The following is a 26,595-nucleotide window of genomic DNA, read 5'->3' on the forward strand; positions in this document are numbered from 1 at the left end:
CGCTGAAACTAGGCTAGCGGAGCAGGCAAGTTGAGAGGAGGGGAGACGCACCGCTTAATGCTTATTCATTTCTGGAATAAGCATAATAAAATATATTTCTTGAGTGCATTAGCCATTCTGCTACATTGTGGTTACCGGACCGCCGGATATGTTTAACCTTATTTTATGGTACGACTATGTCCGGCGCCCGAATCTTACAAATCAGCCTTGAGGCTCTGTCTTATGATAGAGCTCAGGTCGCGATTTCTCACTCCGGCAATATCCGCATCAGTCCTTGTGCCTCCATTGCCGTTCCATTCGTTACCGGCAAACCTCTTCCTTGTCAGGCCAACAGCGAAGCCTGCAGTGCAATCAGCGAAGGCTTGGCGTTTCTGCTCTACGCCATGTGAAGCTTCGCTGCTGGTCATTTCAATACCGTAAGTCTAGCCAGTCATCTTCAAGTAATGCCCTGGTTCCATAGGGTTATGGCTTGGAGAGTGAGTGATTGGGCGTCTGTACAGAACAATACTTATCGCGACTTACTACAATGCCAAACTATTTGGATGAAGCTCATCGAGCTGAAATTGTTAAGCTGAGCACTACAGTTACCAGTCAAACCGAATAGCCCACCTGGCTTTTGCTTGTTGGCTTCTATCTGGCCTGGGCTGTCGTTGCTTTTTATGGGCAGGCATTTGGCGAAGTATTCACCATTGTTCTGTTTATTCCATTGGTCGTGCTCTGGCTGTCGATGGTGTGGGCAGTTCATATGCTAAGTGTTGCCGTGGTGCTGACCTTGGTTGAACAATACAGCGCCTTGTCCCCGCCATCCTGCCAGGCAATAAAAACACTAAAGCCAATCTGGGCGTCGGAAAATGATACGTTTTGAAGCCATCAAGAAAACTCATAAAGGCAGCCCGCGAATGGCCGTGAGCGATTTAACGCTTCATGTCCGGGAGGGGGAGATCTGCGTATTTGTCGGGCCAAGCGGGTGTGGCAAAACGACTATCTTGCGAATGATCAATAGGCTGGATACCCAGGACAGTGGTCGCATCTGTGTCAATGGAGTAGCGACCGATGAGCTTGACGTCGTTACGCTACGCCGCGGCATTGGTTTCATGATGCAGAGCGCAGCCTTATTTCCTCACCAGACGGTTGCAGAAAATATTGGCGCCGTGCCGCGGCTCTTGGGCTGGAGCAAGCACAAAATCCGCCAGCGCGTGAGCGAGCTTATTTCCCTGGTTGGACTTCAGCCGGAATTTCTTGACCGGTATCCTAATCAGCTGTCGGGCGGGCAGCAAAGTCGTGTCGCTCTGGCGAGGGCATTGGCCTCGGACCCACCGGTTGTATTGATGGACGAACCCTTTGCCGCACTTGATCCGGTGATACGCGAGCGGCTGCAGGACGAACTGGTTGCGCTTCAGAGGCGTTTGCATAAAACCATTATTCTGGTGACCCACGATATGGAGGAGGCCATCAAGATTGGTGACCGGATTGCCATCTTCGAGGGCGAAGGAAAGCTTGTTCAGTTCGACACACCTCACAATATCCTTGCCCATCCTGCCACCGAGTTTGTGAAGAACTTTATCGGTAAAGATCCGCTGTTAAAAAGACTTTCGCTGATGAAGGTTTCTGATCTTCCAGCGGATGAGATCAATTGCGAGTTCAAACTTCTGGTGGATGATAAGTCCAATCCGTTGAAATGGGTCAGTGAATCGGACGTGCCTGTTCCCGAGCTGACAACGGTGTCGAGTAACGACTCGTTGCATCACGCACTGGTTAAAATTCTAACGGCTCCTATCGGTGTGGTTGTTCGCGTGGACGAGGCGGGCGGTTACGAAGGTTGCCTCTCGATTGCCAGCCTTCACAGCGCACTCAATGAGCGCCGCTTCGGAAGTGCGCAATGATTGACTGGTCCTGGATCGTTGAAAACTGGCAGCAGATCGGTCAGCTGTTATTTGATCATATTCAGCTGGTGACCTTGGGCCTGTGTATAGGGATGCTATTAGCGGGCGCAATGGTGCTCTTGACGTTGTGGCAGCCAGGATTGGCGCGCCCCATGATTTATGTCAGCGGCATACTCTTTACCATTCCGTCCCTGGCGCTGTTTATTTTGATAATGCCTTTTACCGGTTTATCCAAGACGACGGCGGTCATTGGTTTGAGCCTGTATTCCTTGCTTATTGTGTTGCAGAACACCTTGGCGGGGCTTGCGAGTAATCCCCCGGACGTATTGGAAGAAGCCCGTGCGCTAGGGTATACGCGCATGCAGAGATTCCTCGGGGTTGAACTTCCACTGGCGCTGCCTTCGTTATTGGCAGGTTTGCGAACGACCTCGGTTACATTAGTGGGGCTGGTGACCGTTACTGCCTTGATTGGTCAGGGCGGATTAGGCCAGATGTTCATTACCGGGCTGGCTCAAAGTTTCACTACGCCTGTGGCAGTCAGCCTGGTCCTGACGGTGATGTTGGCGTTATGTTTTGATTTTCTGTTTTATTCAATAAATAAATGGCTGGTCCCTTGGGTGCGCTGATGAGCATGATCGCAGGTGTCTACCTTTGGTTTTCTCTTCCTGACAATTGGTTGGGTGAAAGCGGAATACTGACTCGGCTGGCAGAGCATATTTATTATGTGTCTTTGAGCCTGGCTATTGCTTGTGCAATAGCGTTGCCGCTCGGCGTACTTCTGGCTAACTACCGCAAAGGCGCGCAGGTGGCGATAGGGCTGTTCAATATTGGGCGAGCATTACCTTCTCTGGGTATTGTGATACTTGCAATCATGCTCATTGGCTATGAAGCCAGCACGGTGATTATCGCATTGGTGACCGTGAGCATCCCGCCGATATTAACCAATACCTATGTTGGAATCGATCAGGTGGATTCGTCTCTGAAGCAGGCTGCCAGATCGATGGGGATGTGCAGATGGCAGATGTTTATTCAGCTCGAGTTGCCGCTGGCTTTTCCGCTGATCTTTTCTGGATTCCGATCAGCCCTGGTGCAACTTATCGCAACAGCCACCATCGCTGCGTATGCAGGGTTCGGCGGGCTGGGCAGGTTTCTTATTGATGGACTGGGCCGAAATGATACGCCGCAAATTATTGGCGGCGCACTGGTGGTGTCGGCACTTGCGATTGTCAGCGAGTGGGTGTGCTCGATGATAGACACACTCATGGTTCGAAAATGGCGAGCGAATGATGTTGAACTGAGTGCTACATGATCATGGGCATTTGAAAGTGCGTATTAATTCTGCAGAGGTGCAAATCAAAATGAAAAACAAATACCGTTTGAAGGCTCGGTCACCGCTCTCGGCCTCACTGTTACTGGGATTGGGACTGCTGGTTGGTAGCACGTTTGCCAGTGCTCAATCCATCACCATCGGTGGGGCCAATTTTTCCGAGCAGACTATTCTCGCAAACATCTATGCCTCAGCCTTGAAAAATGAAGGGATTGACGTCAAGACCCGACTCAATCTGGGGAACCGTCAGATCATCGCCAAGGCGCTGGAAAACGGGGATATAGACGTTGTACCCGAATACATAGGATCACTGCTGAGTTTCTATGACGACAAGACTGCTCTGACCAGCCAAAAGGAGATCGTCAGCGCTTTGCAACAGAAGTTGCCGGCGGACCTCCAGCTGCTTGAGCCTTCGTCCGCGGGCTCCATTACCGCTTGGGCCGTCACCCGAAAAACCGCAGAAAAGTACAACTTGCACACCTTGTCCGACCTAGCGCCCGTCTCGGGTGATTTCACGCTGGGCGGGCCTCCCGAAGTCGCCACTGCTGCATTGGGCCTGCCCGGGTTGAAGGCGGTCTACGGCATCAACTTCAAGAGCATCAAATCGCTGGACATGGGCGGGCCCTTGTCGCGGCTGGCGTTGAACTCAGGCGCTATCGACGTCGCCACGGTGGTCTCCACGCAAGGCATTTTGGCGAAAGAACCTTGGGTTGTGCTTGAGGATGACAAGCATCAACAACCCCTGCAAAACATCACGCCACTGGGGCGCAAGGCGTTGCTGACCCCAGACGTCACCAAGGTGCTCAACGAGGTCTCTGCAAAACTGACCGATGACGACCTCAAGCAACTCAATCGCCTTGTTGATATCGATCACAAGGATCCAGCCAAAGTCGCGGCGCAGTGGGTCGCCGAACATACCGTCAAGACGGCCCAGTGAAAATGAATGCGACGTTGGTAAGGTCGCGGAGGCGTTATGTCCAATAAAAGTATGATTCTGAATTTGTTCTTCTTTAATCCCCAAGGGGACCATCGTTTTTCCTGGCGCCATCCGCTGTCACCGAGCCACGAAATATTGACGTTGGGCTACTACGTAAAACTGGTGCAGGCGGCCGAAGCGGCGAAGTTTGACGCGGTTTTTGTCGCGGACCACGTGGCGGTCTGGGACTCCGTGGCCAGCGGGTTGAGGCACTATGCCAACGCCCGGCTTGAACCTATTACGCTCTTGTCCGCACTGGCTGCTGTGACCGAGCACATCGGGCTGATGGGCACTGCTTCAACGTCCTATAACGAGCCGTTCAACATCTCGCGGTATTTTGCTTCGCTGGACTATCTCAGTGCAGGGCGAGCCAGTTGGAATATCGTGACTTCCTGGTTGGAAGAGGAGGCTTCGAATTTCGGATTGTCAGGCGTGACGAAACACGGCGATCGTTATCTGCGGGCCGAAGAGTTTATCCATATCGTCAAGCAGCTTTGGGACTCCTGGGAGGAGGGTGCGCTTGAATTTGACAAGAGCACCGGCGATTTTGCCGACCCATCGAAAATTCACCCGATCAATCACAAAGGGGCACATTTCAGCGTGCGTGGGCCGCTTAACATGCCGCGTCCACCTCAAGGATATCCCGTCCTTGCCCAGGCGGGATCTTCTGAAGCAGGCAAGAATCTGGCCGCCGCCCATGCGGACGTGCATTTCTGTTTCATCAATTCGGTCGAAGAAGGACTGGCGTACAGGGCAGATTTGAATCGCCGGCTTGAATTGAAGGGCAGGCATTCCAGTGATCTGAAAATTATTACCGGCGTGCTTCCGGTGGTGCTAGAAGATGAGACTGAGGAGGCGCGACGTCGGCAACTGGAGGACAGCCTCATTATCGATGCCGTGGCGATTGATCTGGTCTCCAGCTACACCCGTCTTGATCTGACAGGCCTGTCGCCGGACAGCCCGCTGCCAGCGTTGCCGGATGAGTCTGAGTTTGATGGCATTCGAACTGAGCTGGCCCTTCTCAAGAAGTACGATGCTTCGTTGTCTATCCGCGAAATAGGGCGCCGTTTGGTCAAGAGCTCCAGTACCTGGCTACTGATCGGAACGGCGGAGCATATTGCCGATAAGCTTTCAGCGTTATACGAGTCGAATGCCGTCGATGGCTACAACCTCATGTTTCCGTTTTTGCCAACGGACTTTGAAGCATTCACACGCGGCGTGGTGCCTTTGCTGCAAGCCAAAGGGGTTTTCCGCAAGGAATATGAACCTGGGACGCTGAGGGACCGCTTGGGCTTGAAAAGGCCTGTTAACAGCTTCTTGCTGTGATCTGGGGCCAAGCGCTAATCACATCCCCTGACTGGATTTTCATATGACCAGCGATCTATCCATGTACCTCGCTCCTGCCAGGGTTTTACAGGCAGAAGAGGCCTGGCTCCAATGCGTCCTGGAGATCTTGGGCGCGCGCCGTGAGCAAAAGCCGATCGTTGATCCAACGCCCCATTGGCTTTCCCCGGATATCTTGTTATCCCAGACCTGTGGTTATCCATTCATCACGTCACTGCGGGGAAAGGTGAGACTGGTAGGGCGCCCGAGTTATGAGCTTACCCATAGCTCGGGTGGTGACCATCGCAGTTTGCTGCTCTGCAGAGCTGATTCGGCCGTGACTGACCTGGTGGGTTTCCAGGGCAGCCATGGGCTGATCAATGCCCGGGATTCCAACTCTGGAATGAATTTACTGCGCCACACGCTGGCCGGGATCAACAAGCTAGAACGGGCCGATGCCTGAGACTGCTGACAGGGACATTGGGCGCGCGCAATGCCGTATCAAAGACTCTCAGGGTCGCCAAAAAACATCTGAATCCGCGACCTTAGCCAGCGCTCACCCGGATCGTTGTCCTGGGAGCCGCGCCAGGCCATGTGCAACTCGAAGGTGCGCATAGGCAGCGGCGGTTCTTCGGCACGTACGCCGCCCGCTGCGGTCAGCGCTTCGGCGGTGTAGTCCGGCACAGTGGCAATGATGTCGGTACCGGCCAGCAATGTACTCAAACCATTGAACTGCGGAACCGCGAGCACCACGTGTCGCTTGCGCCCGAGTTTTTCCAGTTCTTCATCGATGAAGCCACTGAGGTCGCCTGCAAAGGACACCAGTGCATGCGGGCGAGCGCAGAAATCGTCGAGGCTCAAGGCGCCGGGTACGGTGTCGGCGCGCAGCAGTTTCGGCATGCTGCGACGCAGCACTTTGCGTTTGGCGTTGGCCGGCAGATCCGTGGTGTAGCTGACGCCAATCGAGATTTCACCCGAGGCCAACAATCCCGGCATTAACAGATAATTAACTCGACGCACCACCAGCACGATGCCGGGTGCCTCGGCACGCAGGCGCTTCAACAGCATCGGTAGCAGGGCGAATTCGACATCATCCGAAAGACCAATGCGGAACACGGCGGTACTGGTGGCCGGGTCGAATTCGGCAGCACGACTGACCGCGGTAGAAATCGAATCCAGGGCCGGAGAGAGCAGGGCGAAAATTTCCACGGCCCGGGCTGAAGGCTCCATGCTGCGGCCGGTGCGCACAAACAGCGGATCATCGAACAGGCTGCGCAGGCGCGACAACGCGGCACTGATGGCCGGCTGGCCGAGAAACAGTTTCTCCGCCGCGCGGGTCACGCTGCGTTCATGCATGAGGGTTTCGAACACGATCAACAGGTTCAGGTCGACACGACGCAGGTCATTACGATTCATCTGGAGTCCTGGCAGAGTCAGCAAACTTGACGGGAGCGGCCATATGAGAACAATGGCCGGCATGAATCTTACGGGGAAAGACTGGTACTCTGCACCGAGTAATTCAGTTTTTCCAAAATGCTGGTTCGGTTTTCTACATTGATGGACGTATCGCCGGAGCTGCGGAATCAATGACAGGCATGTCGACTATTAATAGCCACTGATGGTCTTGGTCAGAAAGCCCAGATAGAGTTCAGGGCATTAGAGGTTACTTTGACGAGGTTTGCGATGTCCCGCACGATCCGTTTTCACAAGTTTGGTCCAGCCGAGGTGCTCAAATGCGAAGAGCATGCGGCAGCTCTGCCAGCGCCGGGCGAAGTGCAGGTGCGTGTCGAGGCGATTGGCATCAGCTGGTATGACATCCTCTGGCGTCAGAACCTGGCGTCTTCCCATGCCCGGTTACCGTCTGGCCTTGGTCATGAAATGGCCGGCGTGGTGACGGCCATCGGCGAAGGTGTCGATGATCTGACGGTGGGTGACAAGGTCGCCAGCTTCCCGGCAGAAAGCCCCAATGACTATCCCGTTTATGGCGAGCAAATCGTTCTGCCGCGTTCGGCGCTGACGCGTTACCCGGATGTGCTGAGTCCGATCGAAGCCTCCGTGCATTACACGCCGCTGTTGGTTGCCTATTTTGCTTACGCCGATCTGGCACGGGTCAAGCCGGGGCAGTTTGCGCTGGTAACCGATGCGAGCCACTGCGCCGGACCGTCCTTTGTGCAACTGGGCAAGGCTCTGGGTGTACGGGTCATTGCCGCGACCAAAACCGCCGAAGAACGCGAGTACCTGTTGTCCCTCGGTGCCGAGAAGGTGATCGTCACTGAAGAGCAGGATCTGCTCATGCAGATCAACAAACTCACCGACAACCGCGGTGTCGATGTGGTATTCGACGGCCTTGGCGGTCCACAGATGTCGATGCTCGGTGACGTGCTGGCGCCTCGTGGCAGCCTGGTGTTGTATGGTCTGCAAGGCGGTAACCAGACTCCATTCCCGGCGTGTGCGGCGTTCCAGAAAAACATTCAGTTCTTCGTCCACTGCATCGGCAACTTTACCGGCAAACCGGAACTTGGCATCGTTCAGGATCAGGTCGCACTGCAACGGGCCTTGCGCGATATCAACCAGTTGACGGCTGACCGTGTTCTGCTGCCACTCAAGACCCGGGTCTTCCCGTTTAGCGAGTTTGTCCAGGCGCACCGTTACATGGATGAGTGTCCTTGCCGCGAACGTGTGGCGCTTCAAGTCGAACCTGCATGACCCTTGCGCAAGAGTCCGTGTTTACGGACTCTTGCGTTTTTGTTGGACTTGCAAACCTCTGATTTCCCCCTTCGTGATCTATTGGTTCAGCAACTGAACTGGTTTTTGCTCCTGATCTGTATCTTCTAATCATCATGTAAGCCCTGATAATTGAATGATTACTTTCATCTCAAGGAATGAGTCATGGCTGGGCATCTTCTTTTAATCGGTACGGGTTCTGGTACTACGTATGCGGACCATTGCTCATCTGCGCCTTGCGTTCAAATATGGGAAGTAGTCGGTTCGCTTATTAGTTGCCGAACTATTGCGCTGCTCTGGTTTCTTTATTTTTCGTGCTCATTGTCTGTGGGACGCTGTCGGAATAGTCCTAGGCCGTCGTTTCGTCCTGTTGGAGCGCTCTGCCTCGGGCTTTGTGGGCGACTTGTCCGTTCGTGAAAGTTATTCCTAAACAATCGTTTCAAATGGTTACCACAATCAAAGTGTTAGCATTTGACAGCAGATACTCACGACGCGCCGTAATCAGCCATCACCGATCGCAAATCGAACAAACAAACGATTATTTGTTCGATGTCGACTTTTTGAATATCAGGTAAATGACGATGAGCTCTATTCATGATCAAGCAATGAACTATGTCTACCAGCAAGTTTTGCAGCGGTTGCTGAGTTTCTTTTCCCGCGCGGAGCGTACTGCATTGCAGCTTTTGATCCAGCGTCTGGTGGTGGCTGCCGGGGGCATGGAGAGAATCGGCACTTACAAGGTGCTGATGACGCACTCGGGAACACGGGACAGTTGCTACACATTAGCGTTCCTGCGTGCCGCGCAGTTGAGTATCGCGGGCAGAGCACCAGCGACCTTCCAGCTTCGTGTCAGCACGCTACGTCTGGGCGGGACGACGCCGACGATCATGGAGAATATTCACCGCAGTTACGGTGCCCTGTTTGTCTACGACGATCCTCGGATCGAGGTGCTGATGGTCGATAACCGCGAGGTGCTGCCATTCAATCATTTGGCACCGATGTCTGATGCTGGCCGCGATTTGAATCGCACAAACATGCTGATGCTCGGTCACCTGCGAGGAACTGACGGGGTGTTCGAAGCGTGTGACGACTGTTATCTGGCGACAGGCGAGTTCTACACGCAGATGACCCGATGGGAGGGCGGTGTCGATGCGTTGATCAGCGGTGAAACAGCGCGTCAGCAGAAGCAGTTTCTGGCGGGGCTGACGCGAGGCGCGCAGAAGGCCGGCTTGCCGGCGATCACGCGTCCCGCCTGTAGTTTCGATGGGTTGCTGTCAACGCTCGATCAGTTGGGTGGCGATTGTTATCGCGTGCTTTATGCGGGCCATGAAACCGTCGAGTGGCGGCCACGCGAGAGTTTTGAAACGCGACGCGGTGCGGACTACATCGATATCCAGGACCTGGTGACCGGCAACATGGAGGAGCGCTGGCCATTGCTCACCGACTTTCTCGGGCTGCAACCTGATGAAGTTGACGCCCACCTGCGCGAAAACGAATACGCCAGTCCTTTGCTCTCGGCCCACTTACGGGGGTTGCAGGCCAGTTTCGTCAAAGGCCTGACCTACGAAAGCGGATTCAGAGAGTACATTCAGCGGGCGTTGTTGATGATGCGCAGACGACACCTGCCCGAGCGCCTTTGCGATCAGGTGCTGGAGGTTTACGGCAATCGGCAGGTGATGACTGAACTGCGGGCCCAGGCGGCCATGGAGGCTCAGCAAGCACTGGGACTCAATGAAACACAGCAGCTGTGCCTGCTCTTTGCACCCTTTGCCGATGCCGGTGCCGGGCTGGAAAACTTTTTACGCCGCTGTCATCCCGGCATGTTGGTAGCGATGCCCGAGCTACACAAGGCGATGCAGGGCAATGCCGCCCCCGAGCAAGTCATGCAATGGATGATCGACGTGAGTGGTTTGTCCGTCAGCTTGATCTGCAAGCTATACGGCATGCGTTCGGTTGCCGGAATCGAACTTGAGACGGGTGATCCGGGCGTGAACACTGAAGAACAGGGAGAGTTCGAGGATGCCGATGCGCTGAGTGAACTGTCGGCGAGACGTTGAAGGAGCCTGGTTTGACCGATCCAAAAAACACGCGTACCGCAATCGGCCACCGCCCATGAAAGGCCCAAGAGAAACCGATTTTGCCTACCAGGCCGTGTACCGATACTTGACCAGCCTGATCAATGAAATGGGGGCTGAAACACCGATCAAGCTGCCTTCGTTGAGGCAGCTTGCCGACCGGTTGAGCGTGTCGATTTCGACCATCCAGTACGCCTATTCACTGCTGGAGAAAGAAGGGCGAGTGTATTCGGTGGCAAAATCCGGCTACTACGCGCTGCCGGTTTCCTTGAACACTTCGTTCAGCAGCGGCAACGACCTGCTTGAATCGGTCTATGTCAGCGCAAGGCGCCCGGGGATGCTGATCTTGAGCACCGACGAGCCTGCGCTGTTGCAGTCCCTGGACAGTCCGTTGTTACTGCTGGAGCGGGAATTGGTGCGCCAATATCCGCGCCAACCGCAGCTTCACTCGCAACCGTGTGGCGAGCTGGAGCTGCGCACCGCGCTGGCGGCGCGCTACACCACTTCACCGGCACGTTGCTGGCATGCCGATGACGTTTACATCGGTGCCGACTTGCGTGGCGTGCTGGAAATACTGATCGCGGTGCTCGAACTCAAAGACGCGACAGTGTTGGTCGAATCGCCCTGTGACTGGACCATTCTGCGTTTGTTCCAGACCGCTGGCGTACAGGTGATCGAACTGCCGATAGACGGCAACGGCTGCCTTGACCTTGAGTCGCTTGGGCATTTGCTCAAGACCGAGGCGGTTCGTCTGGTGGTGCTGTCATCGGGTGTCAGCATGCCGCGCGGCAGCCTGATGCCGTCCGACAACAGGCAGTCCACCGCCAAGCTGTTGGAACAACACGGCAGTTGGGTGCTGGAGAACGATGTGTACGGTGAACTCGGTCATGAGCCGAATGAAAGTCGCTTTCGCGATCTGCTCGATCCTGATCGCCTGATCGTCTGTTCCACTTTCGAGAAACTCATGGGGCCCGAGGCGCCTTACGGGTATTTGCTGTCACGGCAATTGAGCGTCGAGTTGCAACGACACTTTCTGCTGCGCTCATTTCGTTTGTCGCCGATTCGTCAGAAAGCCATCGCACGCTTGTACAGCAGCGGTCGTATCGATCAGCACTTGCTGGTGCTGCGTCGACTGTTGAAAGAGCGTAAAACCCGGATGACCCAACTGCTACAGGAACGCCTGAGCGACTCGCTGGAGTTTGTCGAGCCGTTGGGCGGGGCAACCATCTGGGCACGCTCGTTGCGACCGGTCGATGTGCGCCGGGTCTTCCAGCGCATGCTCAAGCAACGCGTGGTGATTGCGCCTGGCGAGCTGTTCAGCCTGCATGGGTTGCATTCGCAGAACCTCAGGCTCAGTCACACATTCAGCGGGCAGCATGATCTGGAGGTTGCATTGACGATGCTGGCGGATGCGTTGAGGCTTGAACTTACCGATTGACCGGGCGGACAAAAGAGCCAGCTGACGACTGGATAGATTTCGTCTGGATAGATATCGTCGCTCTCCGGTCAAACTGTCAGTAAACTGCCTCCCAATTCCTGAACCACTCTTTCTTCAGAGGTTTTGCATGACACTCAGTCCTTTTGCGGGCAAACCGGCACCAGCAGAATTGTTGGTCGACATCCCGCGACTGGTAACGGCCTATTACACCGGTCAGCCCGATGCCTCGATCGCTACCCAACGCGTTGCGTTCGGTACTTCAGGTCACCGTGGCAGCTCCTTCGAGCTGAGTTTCAACGAATGGCACGTTCTGGCCATCAGCCAGGCTATCTGCCTGTATCGCGAAGCCCAGGGCATTGACGGTCCGTTGTTTGTCGGCATTGATACTCACGCGCTATCGACGCCGGCCGGCGCCAGTGCACTGGAAGTCCTGGCCGCCAATGGCGTAACGGTGATGATTGCTGAAGGCGATGAGTACACGCCGACTCCGGCCATCTCCCACGCCATTCTTTGCTACAACCGCGGCCGCACCTCGGGGCTGGCGGACGGCATCGTCATCACGCCGTCCCACAACCCGCCGCAAAGCGGCGGTTACAAGTACAACCCTACCAACGGTGGCCCGGCCGATACCCACATCACCAAGTGGATCGAGGCCAAGGCCAACGAGTTGCTGGCCAACAAGCTCGCCGGTGTCAAACGCATCAGCTACGAGCAGGCCCTCAAGGCCAGCACCACCCATCGCCACGACTATCTCAATACTTACGTCGCCGATCTGGTCAACGTGATCGACTTCGATGCCATTCGTGGCGCCAACCTGCGTCTGGGCGTAGATCCGTTGGGCGGAGCAGGGGTGCGCTACTGGTCGGCGATTGCCGAGCATTACCGTCTGAACCTTGATGTGGTGAACACCCAGGTCGATCCAACGTTCCGTTTCATGTCCGTCGACTGGGACGGGCAGATTCGCATGGACCCATCGTCCAGCTATGCCATGCAGGGCCTGATCGGCCTGAAAGAGCGTTTCGACGTGGCGTTTGCCTGCGACCCGGACCACGATCGTCACGGTATTGTTACCCCGTCCGGTGGCTTGCTGGCGCCGAATAATTACCTGGCTGTGTCCATCGACTATCTGTTCCAGAACCGCCCGCAATGGCGCGCCGATGCGGCCGTGGGTAAAACCGTGGTCAGCAGTGGCTTGATCGATCGCGTTGCCAAGCGCCTGAATCGTCGTCTGTACGAAGTGCCGGTCGGTTTCAAATGGTTCGCCGACGGCTTGTTCGACGGCTCGCTGGGTTTTGGTGGCGAAGAAAGTGCCGGTGCTTCGTTCCTGCGTAAGGATGGCGGCGTCTGGTGCACTGACAAGGACGGCTTGATTCCAGCCTTGCTGGCGGCTGAAATGACCGCTCGCACCGGTCGTGACCCAAGCCAGGCTTATCGCGCATTGACCGATGAGCTGGGTGAACCGTTCTCGGTACGTGTCGACGCCAAGGCCAACCCTGAGCAGAAAGCCTTGCTTGGCAAGCTGTCGCCGGATCAGGTCAAGTCGACGCAATTGGCTGGCGAAGCGATCCAGAGCATTCTCAGCAAGGCGCCGGGTAATGATCAGGCGATCGGCGGCTTGAAAGTCATGACCGAAAACGGCTGGTTCGCGGCCCGTCCTTCGGGCACTGAGGACATCTACAAGATTTACGCCGAAAGTTTCATTGGCGACGATCACCTCAAGCAATTGGTCAGCGAAGCTCAGACACTGGTGGATAGCGCAATCAGCGCGAAATAAGGGCGTAACGCCAACCTGCCTGGACCTTGGATCTTGAACCTTGGATCTTGAATCCTCGTAGGAGCTGCCGCAGGCTGCGATCTTTTGATTGTGGCGATCAAGATCAACAGATCGCAGTCTGCGGCGGCTCCTACGAGGTGTGGTGTGCGCCAGGGGGCGGTGGCAAACAAAAAAAGGGGTGACCAAAATGGTCACCCCTTTTTGCATCCGGCTTTTAGCGCATCAAGCCAGGTCCACCAACACGATTTCACTGTCTTCTATCGCTGTGACTCGCAGAAGCTGCTCCTGCGCAACCGCTACACCGTCTCGAGCTTGTGCACGTAAGCCATTGACTTCAATGACTCCGGTGGCAGGCACCAGGTACGCCCGACGACCGTTATCCAGTCGATACTCGGCGGTTTCGCCGGCCTTCAGATTTGCCGCTACCAACCGCGCATCGGCACGGATCCGCAGGCTTTGGTCGTCGCCGGCCTTGCCGCTGGCCAGGGTCACGAAACCTTCGCGCTGACCTTCAGGAAACGGTTTGGCGCCCCAGGACGGTGCCAACCCGGTTTCATTCGGGATGATCCAGATCTGGAAAATCTTCGTCGCCGTCGATTCCAGGTTGTACTCGCTGTGAGCAATCCCGGTGCCGGCGCTCATGACCTGTACATCACCGGCTTCGGTGCGGCCCTTGTTACCCAGGTTGTCTTCATGGCTGATCGCACCTTCGCGAACGTAGGTGATGATTTCCATGTCCCGATGCGGGTGTTTCGGGAAACCGGTACCCGGCGCAATCACATCGTCGTTCCACACCCGCAGGTTGCCCCAGTTCATGCGTTTTGGGTCATGGTACTCGGCGAACGAAAAGTGGTGATGGGCATCCAACCAGCCATGATGGGCGCCGCCCAGGGAATTGAAGGGTCTGAGTTCAAGCATGATCGTCTCCTGAAAAGGTTCGTCATGGGGCAGAACGCTTGAGCCGCAAAACGAGAACCGGTGGTTGTTGGGGAGCATCATCTATCAGTTAACAATCGATAAAAAGCGTAAAAACTGCCTCAATTCAATCAGTTTAGTAGATATTAATTGAAGGCTGGATTCTGCGTTTCAGCATTCACTTCATCGCTTAAACCAATGATGGATAAGCATTTGACTAGAACTCGCCGGCAAATGCAGACACCATAGCCTGCAACAGCCTCACACCCTGGAGTCAGCGTGCCGCGACACAATCCCGATCTTCCTTCCGAGCTTTTGCCCCTGGCCGAGATGCCGTTGCTCAAACGCCTGGCCGCGCGTTTTTTTGGCCACGGCCTCACTCGTCTGCGCGCTCAACACCGGGCGTCCTGGCTGCACGGCCAGGCCGACGGCTTTCGTAGCGGTCATAGCGCGGGCGTGGATTACGGCTATAAGGAAGGCAAGCTGGAAGGGATAGAAGAAGGCCGCCAGGTGCTGCTGATTCGCGACAGCCGATCCACCGAGCATCCGGCGCCGCGTATCGATGAAAACCTGTTCGACGACTGGCGGCTGCCGCTCAGTGCTGACATCAAGAAACGCGTGAAGGCCGATGTCGCCCGTTTGTTGCCAGAGTCGGCGCAGCCCAGCGTCGCACAGTGGAAGATGATCTTCAGCGACACGCCCTCGACCTCGGTGATTGCCGGGGCGGGTGCCGGGAAGTCGACGACCCTGGCGCTGCGCATTCTGTTGCTGGTGCATTACCTGGGGTTTGAACTCGACTCGTTGACCGTGGTGACGTTCACCCGCGAATCCCGCAAGGACTTTATCAACAAGCTGATTGGGCTGTTTGCGGTGTGGGGGCGCACACTCCCTCAGAAAGACGCCCGCGATCTGGTGCGAACCTTCCATTCGCGCATTCTGCCGATGGTCCGCAGCCTGCCGGGGTTCGAACGGTTGCAAGCCTTCGAGAACCTCAATGCCCGCTCGCTGCTCGATGACGCCGAGGTCGACAGCAACCCGTTCGATCTGCGGATCAACGACACCCAGCGCCAGCAGCTCAATGCCTGTTTTCACCGGTTGTTTACTCAAGACGAGCGCTTTCGCGAACTGATCAAGCCGCTGTCGCGCCATGCCTTGCAGCTCAAGGAGCTGGAGCGCGATCACCCGGACGTGCAAAAGCGTATGGCGGTGACCGAGCTGGCGGCCAAGCGTGATGAAGAACTCTGCGATGCCATCGAAGATCTGTGGTTTCGCGCGGGCGCCTGGCCGATCAAGGGCATTGAGCCCAGCCGCCAGACATTCGAGATCAACGGTTCGACCTTCCACTGTCACGGTTACATCCCGACGCTCGACGCCTGGGTGGTACTAGGCTTCGATCCCCGTGAAAACCCACAGGTCAGCCGCCCCAACGCCAAACTGACGGTTCGCGCCGAATGGGCAGTCAAGCGCACCCTGTTTCAAGCTTTCTGTCGTAAGCCTTTGATTTGGCTAGATAGCTATGAGTCTTCAAAGCGCGTTTTGGCCACACTGGCGGGGGATGCCAGCGCTGGGCCGGGGTTCGATTACAAGGTCAAGGGCGAACTGGGTTCTGCGCCACTTCTGGATTGTTTTGTCGCGGCGGCCAGCTTTATCGAAAACCTTGGGCTGGATGTTCCGGCTGCCGTGGGCCAGATGAGTTTCGCCAAGGACGATCCGGATCGCTTGTTCTTTGAGGCCCTCAGCCTGTACTGGCGAGCCCTGGAGGATCACCTGCTGGATCAGTCGCCGCCGGTGATGACTTACAACCGCATGTTTGCCTTGTTCAGCGAACATTCGCCGGAAAACCTCAAGCTGCTGAGCGATGAGTTGCTGCGCCCGATGTCGCATCTGATGATCGACGAATTTCAGGACGTTTCCCCGCAAATCGTCTCCTGGATTCGGGCGACGCTGGGGGAGATCCGTAGCCGTGGTCCGGCCATGCATGTAGGGCGTGGGGCTCAGCGCTCTTCGCTGCTGTGCGTCGGTGATGACTGGCAATCGATCTATGGCTGGCGTGGCAGTTCGCCGAAGTACTTCATGGAGTTCAACAAGGAATTCCCGTCGCCCAGCACCACACGGGTAATGCTCAGCGAAAACTACCGCAGCCATCAGCACATTATCGACGCTGCCGAGCATATCGTGCGCGCGGCGCCGGCAATCCCGGGCAAAAAAGCCAAGGCCAGTGGCGAGCCAGGGGAACTGTTGCCAGTCAACATCCATGATCGGGATGATGCGGCGATGGCCAGGCGTCTGACGGAGCATTATCGAAACGGCGATTCAATCTTGATGTTGTATCGAAAAAGTATCGATAAGTCGTTGATTGAAGAGCATATTTCACCTGTAGTTAATGCGGATTCTAGCTTGCCATTCGAGGCTAGACGGCTCAAACAGTTGACCTATCACAGTGCCAAGGGGCTGCAGGCTGACGCAGTATTCCTGCTCGGTGATTGCCAGCATCTGACCAGTTCACCGTACAAGAATCAGGTCTATCGCATGGCCGGATTGGGTAAGGATGGTGATGCGGAACCTTATGACAGTGCACAGAAAGACGAGATTTTGCGGTTGGCCTATGTCGGCATCACCCGAGCAGTGAAGCATTGCTATTGGTATGTCGATGGTCAGGACAATCAATCGGTCAATATGCCCAAGGCGTCCGACAGGATCGCGCAGGGCAAACCGTTCTTCGCCGATCAGCGCGCCGGAAAGCTTTCAGTCTGAACAGGATGGCGCAGGAATCAGGAGTACTTTCGAACATGAAAAAGCCCACTGAATGTGGGCTTTGATGTCAACGGTGGCGGTTCAGGCAAGCCTTCTGAAGGCAAGAGGAGGAACGAAGGTTTCAAGTTCATCTTCCACCGCTTCGATTATCCGCTCGACATCGGTGGCGTTCATCACGGTGGCGCAGGGAATTCCGGCAATGGCGATCATGGTCTCGCCACTGGCACGATCAAACAGTCGGGCAATCATGCTGCCCGGTGCATCCATGCTCGCCTCGAATCCCATGGGATGAAAATGCCAGCGCATCAGCTGGCAGGCGTTCGGAAACGTAACCTTGCTCAACGACACTCTATTCATGCGTTGCCCACCTTCTTCATCGAGCGCGTCCGTTAGCCCGTGTTAGGAGGGAAGAGCCTTCACTGGCCCAACCGTTTGAGTGTTTAAAAATAGCACTCACCCGTGAAAAGTCCGTGAAATCTTTCAGACCGTTCGGCGATTGAAGCGCTTTCCTTGAGCTGGATCATGTTCTGTTTATCACCGGGCAGAGCGCTTAATGCCAGTCTGTTAAGGAAGTACCTTCCGTAAAACGAAGCAAGTCTAGTGTGGGAGCGAGCTTGCTCGCGATAGCGGTGTGACAGTCAACATTGATGTCGAATGTAAAGCCGCCATCGCGAGCAAGCTCGCTCCCACATTATTCGATCTTTGTTGTTTCGAACCTTGTGTTCGTTTAACTGATTGGCATTAGGCAAGGCACCACTGGCGGTTGAATTGAGCATTGAAGCCTTGGCCGAAGTTCGGCAAGCTCGGTTTTTCTGTCGTCGAGTGCCCTATGTCTGCCCATGATGATGGCCCGCTGCAAACCCAGGCCACCGGCGAGACCGTGCTGCGTTATCACTTGTGCTGGAAGCACCGGGACCTGGACGGCGTCATGGCGCTGTATCACCCGGACATCCAGTACAACGATTTTTTCCAGAACCGCGTCCTCGGCTTGAGCGAACTGCGTGAGTATGTGCGCAGCAGCATGCCGCGTGACCCGGATGAGGCGCTGGAGCATTCGGACCGGATTCGCCTGGACGGCAACACCGCGTTCATTCAGTACCGTGTGACCTTGCGCGGAGGCGAAGGGCTGGTGTCGTTTCGCTCCAGTGAGGCGATTACCGTGCGCGACGGGTTGATCTGGCGGGTCAATGAATACGCATCCCTGGTGCACGAACCGGCGCCCGGTAAATCGGCGGTCAGTTTGCGCCCGGCAGTCAGTCGGCTGGGGCTTTCGCCGCGTCAGCTGAGTTTCATGGCCGAGGACTTGCAGCAGTACTTCGAACGCCAGCAACCTTATCTCGACCCAGAGCTTGATCTGCAACGGGTGGCGAAGGAGTGTGGTTACAGCCGCAATCAGATTTCCTATCTGCTGAACCAGGTACTCGGCCAAAGCTTTTACCGTTACGTGAATCAGGCACGCCTGCGGCACTTGCTGGCGGCGCTGGACACAGCAACGCCGCCGCTGCGCATCGACGAGTTGGCGTTCGCCGCCGGTTTCAACTCGCTCTCAGCGTTCTATAGCTGCTTTCGCCGGCACACCGGCCTGTCACCCAAGGCCTATGCCAAGCAAATTTCTTTGCGTGCACGCGCGCAAGACAACCACTGAACCGACGCACTAGGATCGACGCCATCGAAGTTTGAGTGGCGGAGTCTTGCATGTCGGCGTGGCGCACTATCAGTTTGTGGATGGACCAGCTTGAGGAGCCGTTGCTGGCGCGGCCGTCCCTTGAGCAGGACCTGGACGTCGACGTCGCAATCATCGGCGCCGGCTACACCGGCCTCTGGACCGCTTACTACCTCAAGCGCCAGGCGCCAGACCTGAAGATTGTCATCATTGAAGCCCAGACCGCCGGCTTCGGTGCATCGGGCCGCAATGGCGGTTGGTTGATGGGCAATCTGCTGGGCGAAGACCGTTTACTCGCAGATTTGCCGGCCGAACGGCGCCGCGCTTCCTTTGATTTGCTGCACCGCATTCCTGATGAAGTGGAAGTCGTCCTCGAACGCGAAGGCATCGACTGCGATTTTCGCATGGGCGGGGTGCTTTACTGCGCGGCGCGTTATCCCGAGCAGGAAAGCAGCCTGCGTCGTTATCTGGACTCACTCTACCGTCAGGGCCTGAACGAAGCCGATTATCGCTGGCTCAACCCCGAGCAACTCGCTCAACAGATCCGTGTCGCCAAACCCTATGGCGCAATCTTTGCGCCGCACTGCGCGACTATCCAGCCGGCAAAGCTGGTGCGTGGCCTGGCGCGGACGGTGGAGCACATGGGCGTCAACATCTACGAAAACAGCCCGGTCACTCAGTGGCAGTCCGGCAGTTTGTGCACCGCCAAAGCGTCAGTGCGCAGTCGTTGGATCGTGCCGGCCGTGGAAGGCTACGCCGTGACGTTGGCGCCGTTGGGGCGTTATCAGTTGCCAGTGCAGAGCTTGCTGGTGGCGACCGAACCCTTGTCTGCCGCGACCTGGGACGAGATTGGCCTCAGCCGTGGCCAGGCGTTCAGCGAAAGCAGTCGTCAGGTCACTTACGGTCAACGCACGGCTGACAATCGGCTGGTGTTCGGTGCCCGTGGCGGCTATCAGTTTGCCGGCAAGCTGCGCCACGACTTTGACCTGACCCAGAGTGAAGTCGAGTTGCGCCGCTATCTGTTTGGCGAGCTTTTTCCGCAGCTGAAAAACGTCAACATCACCCACTCCTGGGGCGGCAACCTGGGCATGTCCCGACGCTTCAAGCCGCACATGCTCTGCGATCAGCGCAGCGGTATCGCCTTGTCTGGTGGTTACGGCGGCGAGGGTGTCGGCGCGAGCAATCTCGGTGGCAGAACCCTGGCGGATCTGATTCTCGGGCGCGACACCGAGTTGGTCCGTCAGCCGTGGGTTACCGCGCAGGGCAGTCTCGATGCGCTCAAAGCCTGGGAGCCAGAGCCGCTGCGCTGGTTGGGCTACAACGCAATCATTCGTAGTTTCATCCATGAGGACCAAACCCTGGCCGACCCGACCAGCGCGCCATGGCGCCGCAAACTGGCCCGTCAGCTGGCGGGTTTCATGGAAGGCTTCATGCAGTAAACCCTGCACATAGAAGCCGGCGATGCGCTTTGCGTCGCGTGTCGAGGGTTGCCAGGTCATTAGTGAGCCGCGTAGGTGACTCCCCGGTGACTTCGCACAGCAGCGCTGTTATAGCTTCCCCGTTAACCGTGCCGTGCTCTTGTAAAAGGTCCGCCACAGCGGTGACAGCGCGCCAGTAACGACGCACCAGACAGCTGGAGCGGGCGATTGCCTGGGATTCGGCGTCGAGCAGCTTTCGTGCAGGCAGCAAACTTATCAATTCGTAACCCCGGCACCGGTCCCCACTGCCGCTGCCCCAAATGAATTTGTCCGATCTGGTGTGCCCGTAGACTGCTTCGGCCACGGGGCCGGCGAAGCAATCGAGAAGGTCGCGCTCAATAGAATCGACCATAGAGGGCAGGTATTCAGCAATCCCGGGGGCGTCGAAGGATGGGTGCGGAACCAGGTAATCAGCCTCAACCAACCCCTCTACGTTTTGCGGGTTGCCGCGCAGATCAATCATTGGGCCGGTGCAGGCTTCTGTCCTGGTGCGCACAGTGACGCGCTCTATGTGCTGACCATTCCACCAAAAGGCCAGGGCGTGGCCAGCTTCGTGGACGGCCGTGCGGCGCTGGCGCTTATTCATGGTCTGGTCCTCGTATGTCACGTATCAGGTCTATTCCATCCCTCGGTGTCAGGTAAAAGACTAGGCCTATCAGGACCTGATACGCCACCTATTAGCTGACTGCTTTATAGGGGGCTAACCTTAACGCTGCGCTGGTGAAAACTGGCCGGTTGAGACCTGATAAGAGATACGAATAAGTCAGAAGCGTACTAGGCTTGCCGTGGGCCACCGTGCTGGCAACTCGATTGCCGCTATCCGGATTGCCCGTGTGACCATGACGATCAATTGATCGAACGGTTGGCCCTGCAGCCTATGTCATTGATCTCGCTCGTTGCTATCTAACGCCCATCCCGGGCCGGATAGCCGGATGAACACGACCAAAGGTAGCTCACACATGGCAACTGAATCGAAATGCCCGTTCAATCACGCCGCCGCGGGTGGTGGCCCGTCGAACCGCGACTGGTGGCCAAACCAACTGAATCTGAAGATCCTGCACCAGCACTCGTCCCTGTCCGATCCCATGGACGAGGGCTTCAACTACGCCGAAGCGTTCAAAAAGCTGGACTTTGCGGCGCTCAAGAAAGACCTGCATGCGCTGATGACCGATTCGCAAGACTGGTGGCCTGCGGACTTCGGTCACTATGGGCCGTTCTTTATTCGCATGGCCTGGCACGCCGCAGGCACGTACCGTACCGGTGACGGGCGTGGTGGTGCCGGCTCCGGTCAGCAACGCTTCGCGCCGCTCAACAGTTGGCCGGATAACGTCAGCCTCGACAAGGCGCGCCGACTGCTCTGGCCGATCAAGCAAAAGTATGGTCGTAACATCTCCTGGGCCGATCTGATCGTCCTCACCGGCAACGTCGCGCTGGAGTCCATGGGCTTCAAGACCTTTGGTTTTTCCGGAGGTCGTCCGGACGTCTGGGGACCGGATGAGGACGTCTACTGGGGCTCCGAAAAAACCTGGCTGGGGGGCGACGTGCGCTATGGCAAAGATGAGAGCCCTACTGTCCAGGAGCGCAACCTGGAGAAACCGCTCGCTGCGGTGCAAATGGGCCTGATCTACGTCAACCCGGAAGGCCCGGAGGGCAACCCGGACCCGGTCGCTGCTGCGGTGGATATCCGCGAAACCTTCGCTCGCATGGCGATGAATGACGAAGAAACCGTGGCACTGATCGCCGGCGGCCACGCCTTCGGCAAAACCCACGGCGCCGGGCCTGTAACCAATGTGGGCGCCGACCCCGAAGCCGCTGGCCTCGAACAGCAGGGCCTGGGCTGGAAGAGCAGCTTCGGCAGCGGAAAAGGTGGCGACACCATCGCCAGTGGCCTGGAGGTGACCTGGACCACCACGCCCACGAAGTGGAGCAACAACTACCTGGAGAACCTGTTCGGTTTCGAGTGGGAACTGACCAAGAGCCCGGCAGGTGCGAACCAGTGGACGGCGAAAAACGGCGCTGGCGCGGGCATCATTCCAGATGCTCACGACCCGTCCAAGCGGCGTAATCCGACCATGTTGACCACGGACCTGTCACTGCGATTCGATCCGATCTATGAACCCATTTCACGGCGCTTCCTGGCAAATCCGGATCAGTTGGCCGACGCGTTCGCCCGTGCCTGGTTCAAGCTGATCCACCGCGACATGGGACCGCTCTCGCGCTACCTGGGCCCGGAAATGCCCAACGAAAAACTCCTGTGGCAAGACCCTATCCCGGCGGTCGACCACGCACTGGTCAACGACAGCGACATCGCCTCACTCAAGAGCAAGCTCCAGTCCTGTGGCCTGACAATCTCGCAACTTGTATCAACTGCCTGGGCGGCGGCTTCCACCTTCCGTGGCTCCGACAAGCGTGGTGGCGCCAACGGTGGGCGCCTGCGCCTGGCCCCGCAGAAGGACTGGCCGGCCAACCAACCCGAGAAACTGACGAACGTGCTGGCGACCCTCGAGAAAATCCAGAGCGAGTTCAACAGCGCGCAGACTGGCGGCAAGAAGATCTCGCTGGCGGACCTGATCGTGCTGGCCGGTAGCGCTGGTGTCGAACAGGCGGCGAAAAATGCCGGTCACACCATAACGGTGCCTTTCACTCCGGGGCGGATGGACGCGAGCCAAGAGCAGACGGATGTGGAATCCTTCGGATTTCTGGAACCCATCGCCGATGGCTTCCGCAATTACCTCAAGAGCAAATACCGCGTACCGGCCGAGGCGTTACTGATCGACAAGGCGCAACTACTGACACTCACCGCACCAGAAATGACGGTGCTCATTGGCGGCATGCGCGTGTTGAACACCAACGTCGGACAAACCCCGCACGGGGTCTTCAGCAAGCGATCTGAAGCGTTGACCAATGACTTCTTCATCAACCTGCTCGACATGGGCGTGGAATGGAAGCCGGTCTCGGACGCCAATGAAGAGTTTGAAGGACGCGATCGCAAAACCGGCGACCTCAAATGGACAGGCACTCGTGTCGATCTCGTCTTCGGCTCAAACGCGCAGCTGCGGGCCTTGGCCGAAGTCTATGCAAGCAGCGACGCGCAGGAGAAGTTCGTGAAGGACTTCGTGGCAGCTTGGACCAAGGTGATGAACCTTGACCGCTTCGACCTCAGGTGACGCGAGCGTTGGACCCCGGGTCTTGAAGTGGGCCACCTCGACCTGATCGCTCAGGTTCGGGGGCTCCAGGGAGGTTGCCAAGAGTAGAGGCGTCATATTCCATTCGGTGTTTCTGAAAAAACCGCAACGCCTCCCTGTGTGGAGGCGTTGGGCTTTTTGCTCGCCCAAAGACGCCGGGCTTGGTGACCGGTCGGCCAGTGGACTTTGATGGTCAGGATATTCCTGAAGGTCTATTTCGAAATAAGAAACAACCTGGCTATACCTGTCATTCAAGACCTCTAAACCCGACCGTCCCGTCTGGCTCATCGGGGCGGGGCGGCTGTTCACCCTTGAAGACAGGGCACCGAACATCGACCGGGTCCGCACACGGTTGTGGAACAAGATTCGGACGGGGGCGTTGAGGGGTTACATCTGGTTGAGCATTGCGCCAGCCTGAATGTCGTTAACGTTGTAAGTTCTGCGCCTCCTTTGAATGGATGAGGGGCAAGGAATGCCTGTTTCAACGAATGCTGGACGATTGCGTAAGGGACGGGTGTCGGAGGCTGGGCGGATTTACTTGCTGACTGCGGTCGTCCATCAGCGCCAGCCGGTTTTTGCGAATTGGCGTCTGGGGCGGTTGGTAGTGGAGCAGCTTAGGCTCGTTCAGGAGGATGACTGGGCAGACTTCTTGACCTGGGTCGTGATGCCAGATCATTTTCATTGCTTGCTTGAACTGCGAGAAAAGACGTTGGCGCGAGTGATGTGTCGTATCAAGTCACGCAGTAGCCTGGCGGTGAATCAGGCGTTAGGGCGTAAAGGACGTTTGTGGCAGAAGGGGTATCACGATCGAGCTGTTCGTAAGGACGAGGACGTGCAAACCCTTGCGCGATACGTTATTCAAAACCCGATTCGTGCCGGGTTGGTTGAACGGGTTCATGATTATCCGTTATGGGACGCGTGCTGGTTCTGATACCGAGGCGCCCGGTTTTACGACTGCTGTGCAGCCGGACGTCGCCTTCGACAACTGCTACGGGGGTTGTGTGCGCCGTGGTTTTTGTTGCGCCGTGGCTTTTGTAGCAGCTGGCGCAGCCTGCGTTCGAGTGCGGAGCGCTCGTAAATGCTGATGGCTTGGTGAATCTGACACACCGCAGGGTCTGGTTTTACGACTGCTGCGCAGCCGGACGTCGCCTTCGGCAACTGCTACGGGAGTTGTGTGCGCCGTGGGTTTTGTAGCAGCTGGCGTTGTTGGCGGGTGAGAATATGCGAAGCGACGACGGTCGTCAGATTAGTGCACTTGACCCCGAATATTTATTGCGCGCTTTGGGGACTACAACTGGATGGCGCAAAGCCAGTAATACTGCGACGTAGTAATCAAATACAACTGTACTGTTATTTAATATTTAAATAGAGCATTGTCCGACAATCCTGTCTGGAGATTGAACTACAAAGATTATTTCGACTCGCCGGTCATTGTTTTCGGGAGTTTTGTGGAATAGTTCAATTTGACGTCAAAAAAGTAGTGGACGTTTGATTTCAAATTGTGTCAGTTTTCTTTCGCCTTCATTGGGCGAGTGATAGGACGATCTCGCCAGAGATTGTCGCTGTCTGACAAAAAAACTGTTCCATTGCTAAACAAGGAAGTGTGTTTATGTCGAAAGTAAAAGTGAAAGCTATTGAAACGGCCGACGCAGCACCAAGTTCTGCGTGGTCACAAATCGATAGTTTCAGCCATCAGTATGACCGTGGCGGCAATCTTACGGTCAATGGCAAACCCTCCTACTCGGTAGATCAAGCCGCGACTCAACTGCTGCGTGATGGTGCCTCCTGGCATGATCTCAACGGCAGCGGCAAGATCGAACTCACCTACACGTTTCTGACCGCCCCGACGTCGAACTTCAGCGGCCTGGGTGTCACCGGCTTTAGCCAGTTCAGCTCCTTGCAGAAGGCTCAGGCCGGGCTCGCCATGCAATCCTGGGCGGACGTGGCCAATGTCACCTTCACTGAAGCAGCCAAGGGCGGTGACGGTCACATGACCTTTGGCAACTACAGTGGCGGCCAGGAAGGTGCAGCAGCATTCGCCTTCCTGCCGGGTACCGAACCCGGCTATGACGGCCAATCGTGGTACCTGACCGGCAGTGGCTACAACGTCAACAAGACCCCGGGCGTGAACAACTACGGTCGTCAGACCCTGACTCACGAAATCGGGCACACCCTAGGTCTGTCTCACCCTGGCGACTACAACGCCGGCGAAGGCAACCCGACCTACAACGACGCGTCCTATGGCCAGGACACTCGTGGCTACAGCCTCATGAGTTACTGGAGTGAAAGCAACACCAACCAGAACTTCAGCAAGGGCGGTGTGGAGGCTTATTCGTCCGGTCCGTTGATGGACGATATTGCTGCGGTGCAAAAGCTCTATGGCGCCAACATGAGCACCCGTACCGGTGACACCACGTACGGCTTCAACTCCAACGCCGGTCGCGATTTCTACAGCGCGACCTCGTCGTCGGACAAAGTCGTGTTCTCGGTGTGGGACGCGGGCGGCAAGGACACCCTGGACTTCTCCGGTTTCACCCAAAACCAGAAGATCAACCTCAATGAGGCCTCGTTCTCCGATGTTGGTGGCATGGTAGGCAACGTTTCCATTGCCAAGGGTGTGACCATCGAGAACGCCATCGGCGGTTCGGGCAACGACTTGCTGATCGGTAACAGCGTGGCCAACGAGCTCAAGGGCGGTGCCGGCAACGACATCCTCTACGGTGCGGGTGGCGCGGACAAACTCTGGGGTGGCAGCGGTTCCGACACCTTCGTGTTTGCAGCAAGCTCCGACTCCAAGCCGGGGGCGGTCGATCAGATCATGGATTTCACCAGCGGTCTGGACAAAATCGACCTGAGTGCCATTACCAATGGCGCAGGCCTGCACTTCGTGAACTCGTTCACCGGTGCAGCGGGCGACGCGGTATTGAGCTCGATCTCCGGTGGCAGCAGCCTTGCCATCGACTTCTCCGGGCACGGCGTGGCTGACTTCCTGGTCACCACCGTTGGCCAGGCAGCTACCACGGACATCGTGGCCTGAGTCGATGACCATGGGGGCAGCGCCGATGCGCTGCCCTTTGTCC

General features: G+C 56.7%; 21 protein-coding genes. 17 read left to right on the forward strand and 4 right to left on the reverse strand.

All coding sequences use genetic code 11. The annotated features are described in order from the left end of the window. Positions 1-176 precede the first annotated feature (176 nt). The 7 genes from BK659_RS27615 (at position 177) to BK659_RS08090 (ending at position 5,972) form a co-directional block, all read left to right on the forward strand. The gene (locus BK659_RS27615; RefSeq protein WP_148050422.1) at positions 177-389 is read left to right on the forward strand and encodes a hypothetical protein; all 213 of its coding nucleotides are present in this window, start codon (positions 177-179) and stop codon (positions 387-389) included. Between the two features lie 462 nt (positions 390-851). Further along, positions 852-1,883 (forward strand): ABC transporter ATP-binding protein, encoded by a 1,032-nt coding sequence (locus BK659_RS08065; protein WP_123424554.1) that lies wholly within the window; start codon positions 852-854, stop codon positions 1,881-1,883. Beyond that, positions 1,880-2,509, forward strand: a complete 630-nt coding sequence (locus BK659_RS08070) for an ABC transporter permease (RefSeq protein WP_086946308.1) — start codon at positions 1,880-1,882, stop codon at positions 2,507-2,509. Before BK659_RS08065 ends, BK659_RS08070 begins: the two co-directional genes overlap by 4 nt. Then, positions 2,509-3,192 carry an ABC transporter permease gene (locus BK659_RS08075; RefSeq protein ID WP_123424555.1) on the forward strand — a complete coding sequence of 228 codons (684 nt, stop codon included), beginning with the start codon at positions 2,509-2,511 and terminating at the stop codon, positions 3,190-3,192. Before BK659_RS08070 ends, BK659_RS08075 begins: the two co-directional genes overlap by 1 nt. Positions 3,193-3,241: 49 nt before the next feature. After that, the gene (locus tag BK659_RS08080) at positions 3,242-4,147 is read left to right on the forward strand and encodes an ABC transporter substrate-binding protein (protein WP_123424890.1); all 906 of its coding nucleotides are present in this window, start codon (positions 3,242-3,244) and stop codon (positions 4,145-4,147) included. Positions 4,148-4,183: 36 nt separating this feature from the next. Then, positions 4,184-5,512: an LLM class flavin-dependent oxidoreductase gene (locus BK659_RS08085; RefSeq protein ID WP_123424556.1), complete on the forward strand. Its 1,329-nt coding sequence runs from the start codon at positions 4,184-4,186 to the stop codon at positions 5,510-5,512. A 43-nt stretch (positions 5,513-5,555) separates the two neighbouring features. Next, positions 5,556-5,972 (forward strand): hypothetical protein, encoded by a 417-nt coding sequence (locus BK659_RS08090; RefSeq protein ID WP_123424557.1) that lies wholly within the window; start codon positions 5,556-5,558, stop codon positions 5,970-5,972. Between the two features lie 38 nt (positions 5,973-6,010). Here BK659_RS08090 and BK659_RS08095 read toward each other — a convergent pair whose 3' ends face one another. Next, on the reverse strand, positions 6,011-6,925 hold the full coding sequence (locus tag BK659_RS08095) for a LysR family transcriptional regulator (protein ID WP_123424558.1): 915 nt from the start codon (positions 6,923-6,925) through the stop codon (positions 6,011-6,013). 267 nt (positions 6,926-7,192) lie between these two features. Between BK659_RS08095 and BK659_RS08100 the strand changes: the two genes are divergently transcribed. From BK659_RS08100 to pgm, 4 genes are all read left to right on the forward strand, one after another. Beyond that, the gene (locus BK659_RS08100) at positions 7,193-8,215 is read left to right on the forward strand and encodes a zinc-dependent alcohol dehydrogenase family protein (RefSeq protein ID WP_123424559.1); all 1,023 of its coding nucleotides are present in this window, start codon (positions 7,193-7,195) and stop codon (positions 8,213-8,215) included. 599 nt (positions 8,216-8,814) lie between these two features. After that, positions 8,815-10,290, forward strand: a complete 1,476-nt coding sequence (locus BK659_RS08105; protein ID WP_123424560.1) for a hypothetical protein — start codon at positions 8,815-8,817, stop codon at positions 10,288-10,290. A gap of 55 nt (positions 10,291-10,345) precedes the next feature. After that, on the forward strand, positions 10,346-11,746 hold the full coding sequence (locus BK659_RS08110) for an aminotransferase-like domain-containing protein (RefSeq protein ID WP_123424561.1): 1,401 nt from the start codon (positions 10,346-10,348) through the stop codon (positions 11,744-11,746). A gap of 127 nt (positions 11,747-11,873) precedes the next feature. Continuing rightward, positions 11,874-13,520 carry a phosphoglucomutase (alpha-D-glucose-1,6-bisphosphate-dependent) gene (gene pgm / locus BK659_RS08115; RefSeq protein WP_123424562.1) on the forward strand — a complete coding sequence of 549 codons (1,647 nt, stop codon included), beginning with the start codon at positions 11,874-11,876 and terminating at the stop codon, positions 13,518-13,520. A 222-nt stretch (positions 13,521-13,742) separates the two neighbouring features. On the opposite strand, the gene BK659_RS08120 is transcribed toward pgm, so the two are convergent. Next, positions 13,743-14,438 (reverse strand): pirin family protein, encoded by a 696-nt coding sequence (locus BK659_RS08120; protein ID WP_123424563.1) that lies wholly within the window; start codon positions 14,436-14,438, stop codon positions 13,743-13,745. 276 nt (positions 14,439-14,714) lie between these two features. Here BK659_RS08120 and BK659_RS08125 point away from each other — a divergent pair, with 276 nt between their 5' ends. Next, complete coding sequence (locus BK659_RS08125; RefSeq protein WP_123424564.1) at positions 14,715-17,189, forward strand: UvrD-helicase domain-containing protein; 2,475 nt, start codon at positions 14,715-14,717, stop codon at positions 17,187-17,189. An 81-nt stretch (positions 17,190-17,270) separates the two neighbouring features. Here the strand turns inward: BK659_RS08125 and BK659_RS08130 are convergent, their stop codons facing one another. Further along, a complete protein-coding gene (locus tag BK659_RS08130) occupies positions 17,271-17,546 on the reverse strand; it encodes a DUF1652 domain-containing protein (RefSeq protein WP_123424565.1) in 276 nt (91 codons plus the stop codon). 472 nt (positions 17,547-18,018) lie between these two features. Here BK659_RS08130 and BK659_RS08135 point away from each other — a divergent pair, with 472 nt between their 5' ends. Together BK659_RS08135 and BK659_RS08140 are read left to right on the forward strand one after the other, a co-directional pair. Beyond that, positions 18,019-18,834 (forward strand): AraC family transcriptional regulator, encoded by an 816-nt coding sequence (locus BK659_RS08135; protein WP_123424566.1) that lies wholly within the window; start codon positions 18,019-18,021, stop codon positions 18,832-18,834. Positions 18,835-18,884: 50 nt separating this feature from the next. Beyond that, complete coding sequence (locus BK659_RS08140; protein WP_123424567.1) at positions 18,885-20,291, forward strand: NAD(P)/FAD-dependent oxidoreductase; 1,407 nt, start codon at positions 18,885-18,887, stop codon at positions 20,289-20,291. Here the strand turns inward: BK659_RS08140 and BK659_RS08145 are convergent. After that, positions 20,281-20,916, reverse strand: a complete 636-nt coding sequence (locus tag BK659_RS08145) for a hypothetical protein (protein ID WP_123424891.1) — start codon at positions 20,914-20,916, stop codon at positions 20,281-20,283. The genes BK659_RS08140 and BK659_RS08145 overlap by 11 nt on opposite strands. Before the next feature lie 346 nt (positions 20,917-21,262). Here BK659_RS08145 and katG point away from each other — a divergent pair, with 346 nt between their 5' ends. The 3 genes from katG to BK659_RS08160 all read left to right on the forward strand — a co-directional run bounded on the left by katG (position 21,263) and on the right by BK659_RS08160 (position 26,552). Next, the gene (katG, locus tag BK659_RS08150; RefSeq protein ID WP_185015293.1) at positions 21,263-23,497 is read left to right on the forward strand and encodes a catalase/peroxidase HPI; all 2,235 of its coding nucleotides are present in this window, start codon (positions 21,263-21,265) and stop codon (positions 23,495-23,497) included. 490 nt (positions 23,498-23,987) lie between these two features. Then, a complete protein-coding gene (locus BK659_RS08155; RefSeq protein WP_123424568.1) occupies positions 23,988-24,446 on the forward strand; it encodes an REP-associated tyrosine transposase in 459 nt (152 codons plus the stop codon). A gap of 678 nt (positions 24,447-25,124) precedes the next feature. After that, on the forward strand, positions 25,125-26,552 hold the full coding sequence (locus BK659_RS08160) for a serralysin family metalloprotease (RefSeq protein ID WP_123424569.1): 1,428 nt from the start codon (positions 25,125-25,127) through the stop codon (positions 26,550-26,552). The last annotated feature ends 43 nt before the right edge of the window (positions 26,553-26,595 follow it).

Origin of the sequence: Pseudomonas brassicacearum (assembly GCF_003732225.1) — a bacterium.
In the GTDB taxonomy this organism is placed as follows: domain Bacteria; phylum Pseudomonadota; class Gammaproteobacteria; order Pseudomonadales; family Pseudomonadaceae; genus Aquipseudomonas; species Aquipseudomonas brassicacearum_E.

What these genes read in the sequence shown, in the direction of transcription:
- BK659_RS08085 (WP_123424556.1), top strand. Translation starts at nt 4,184, where the DNA reads ATGTCCAATAAAAGTATGATTCTGAATTTGTTCTTCTTTAATCCCCAA.
- BK659_RS08070 (WP_086946308.1), top strand. Translation starts at nt 1,880, where the DNA reads ATGATTGACTGGTCCTGGATCGTTGAAAACTGGCAGCAGATCGGTCAG.
- BK659_RS08090 (WP_123424557.1), top strand. Translation starts at nt 5,556, where the DNA reads ATGACCAGCGATCTATCCATGTACCTCGCTCCTGCCAGGGTTTTACAG.
- katG (WP_185015293.1), top strand. Translation starts at nt 21,263, where the DNA reads ATGAACACGACCAAAGGTAGCTCACACATGGCAACTGAATCGAAATGC.
- BK659_RS08160 (WP_123424569.1), top strand. Translation starts at nt 25,125, where the DNA reads ATGTCGAAAGTAAAAGTGAAAGCTATTGAAACGGCCGACGCAGCACCA.
- BK659_RS08135 (WP_123424566.1), top strand. Translation starts at nt 18,019, where the DNA reads ATGTCTGCCCATGATGATGGCCCGCTGCAAACCCAGGCCACCGGCGAG.
- BK659_RS08145 (WP_123424891.1), bottom strand. Translation starts at nt 20,916, where the DNA reads ATGAATAAGCGCCAGCGCCGCACGGCCGTCCACGAAGCTGGCCACGCC.
- BK659_RS08120 (WP_123424563.1), bottom strand. Translation starts at nt 14,438, where the DNA reads ATGCTTGAACTCAGACCCTTCAATTCCCTGGGCGGCGCCCATCATGGC.
- BK659_RS08065 (WP_123424554.1), top strand. Translation starts at nt 852, where the DNA reads ATGATACGTTTTGAAGCCATCAAGAAAACTCATAAAGGCAGCCCGCGA.
- BK659_RS27615 (WP_148050422.1), top strand. Translation starts at nt 177, where the DNA reads ATGTCCGGCGCCCGAATCTTACAAATCAGCCTTGAGGCTCTGTCTTAT.
- pgm (WP_123424562.1), top strand. Translation starts at nt 11,874, where the DNA reads ATGACACTCAGTCCTTTTGCGGGCAAACCGGCACCAGCAGAATTGTTG.
- BK659_RS08080 (WP_123424890.1), top strand. Translation starts at nt 3,242, where the DNA reads ATGAAAAACAAATACCGTTTGAAGGCTCGGTCACCGCTCTCGGCCTCA.
- BK659_RS08155 (WP_123424568.1), top strand. Translation starts at nt 23,988, where the DNA reads ATGCCTGTTTCAACGAATGCTGGACGATTGCGTAAGGGACGGGTGTCG.
- BK659_RS08130 (WP_123424565.1), bottom strand. Translation starts at nt 17,546, where the DNA reads ATGAATAGAGTGTCGTTGAGCAAGGTTACGTTTCCGAACGCCTGCCAG.
- BK659_RS08075 (WP_123424555.1), top strand. Translation starts at nt 2,509, where the DNA reads ATGAGCATGATCGCAGGTGTCTACCTTTGGTTTTCTCTTCCTGACAAT.
- BK659_RS08095 (WP_123424558.1), bottom strand. Translation starts at nt 6,925, where the DNA reads ATGAATCGTAATGACCTGCGTCGTGTCGACCTGAACCTGTTGATCGTG.
- BK659_RS08105 (WP_123424560.1), top strand. Translation starts at nt 8,815, where the DNA reads ATGAGCTCTATTCATGATCAAGCAATGAACTATGTCTACCAGCAAGTT.
- BK659_RS08100 (WP_123424559.1), top strand. Translation starts at nt 7,193, where the DNA reads ATGTCCCGCACGATCCGTTTTCACAAGTTTGGTCCAGCCGAGGTGCTC.
- BK659_RS08140 (WP_123424567.1), top strand. Translation starts at nt 18,885, where the DNA reads ATGTCGGCGTGGCGCACTATCAGTTTGTGGATGGACCAGCTTGAGGAG.
- BK659_RS08110 (WP_123424561.1), top strand. Translation starts at nt 10,346, where the DNA reads ATGAAAGGCCCAAGAGAAACCGATTTTGCCTACCAGGCCGTGTACCGA.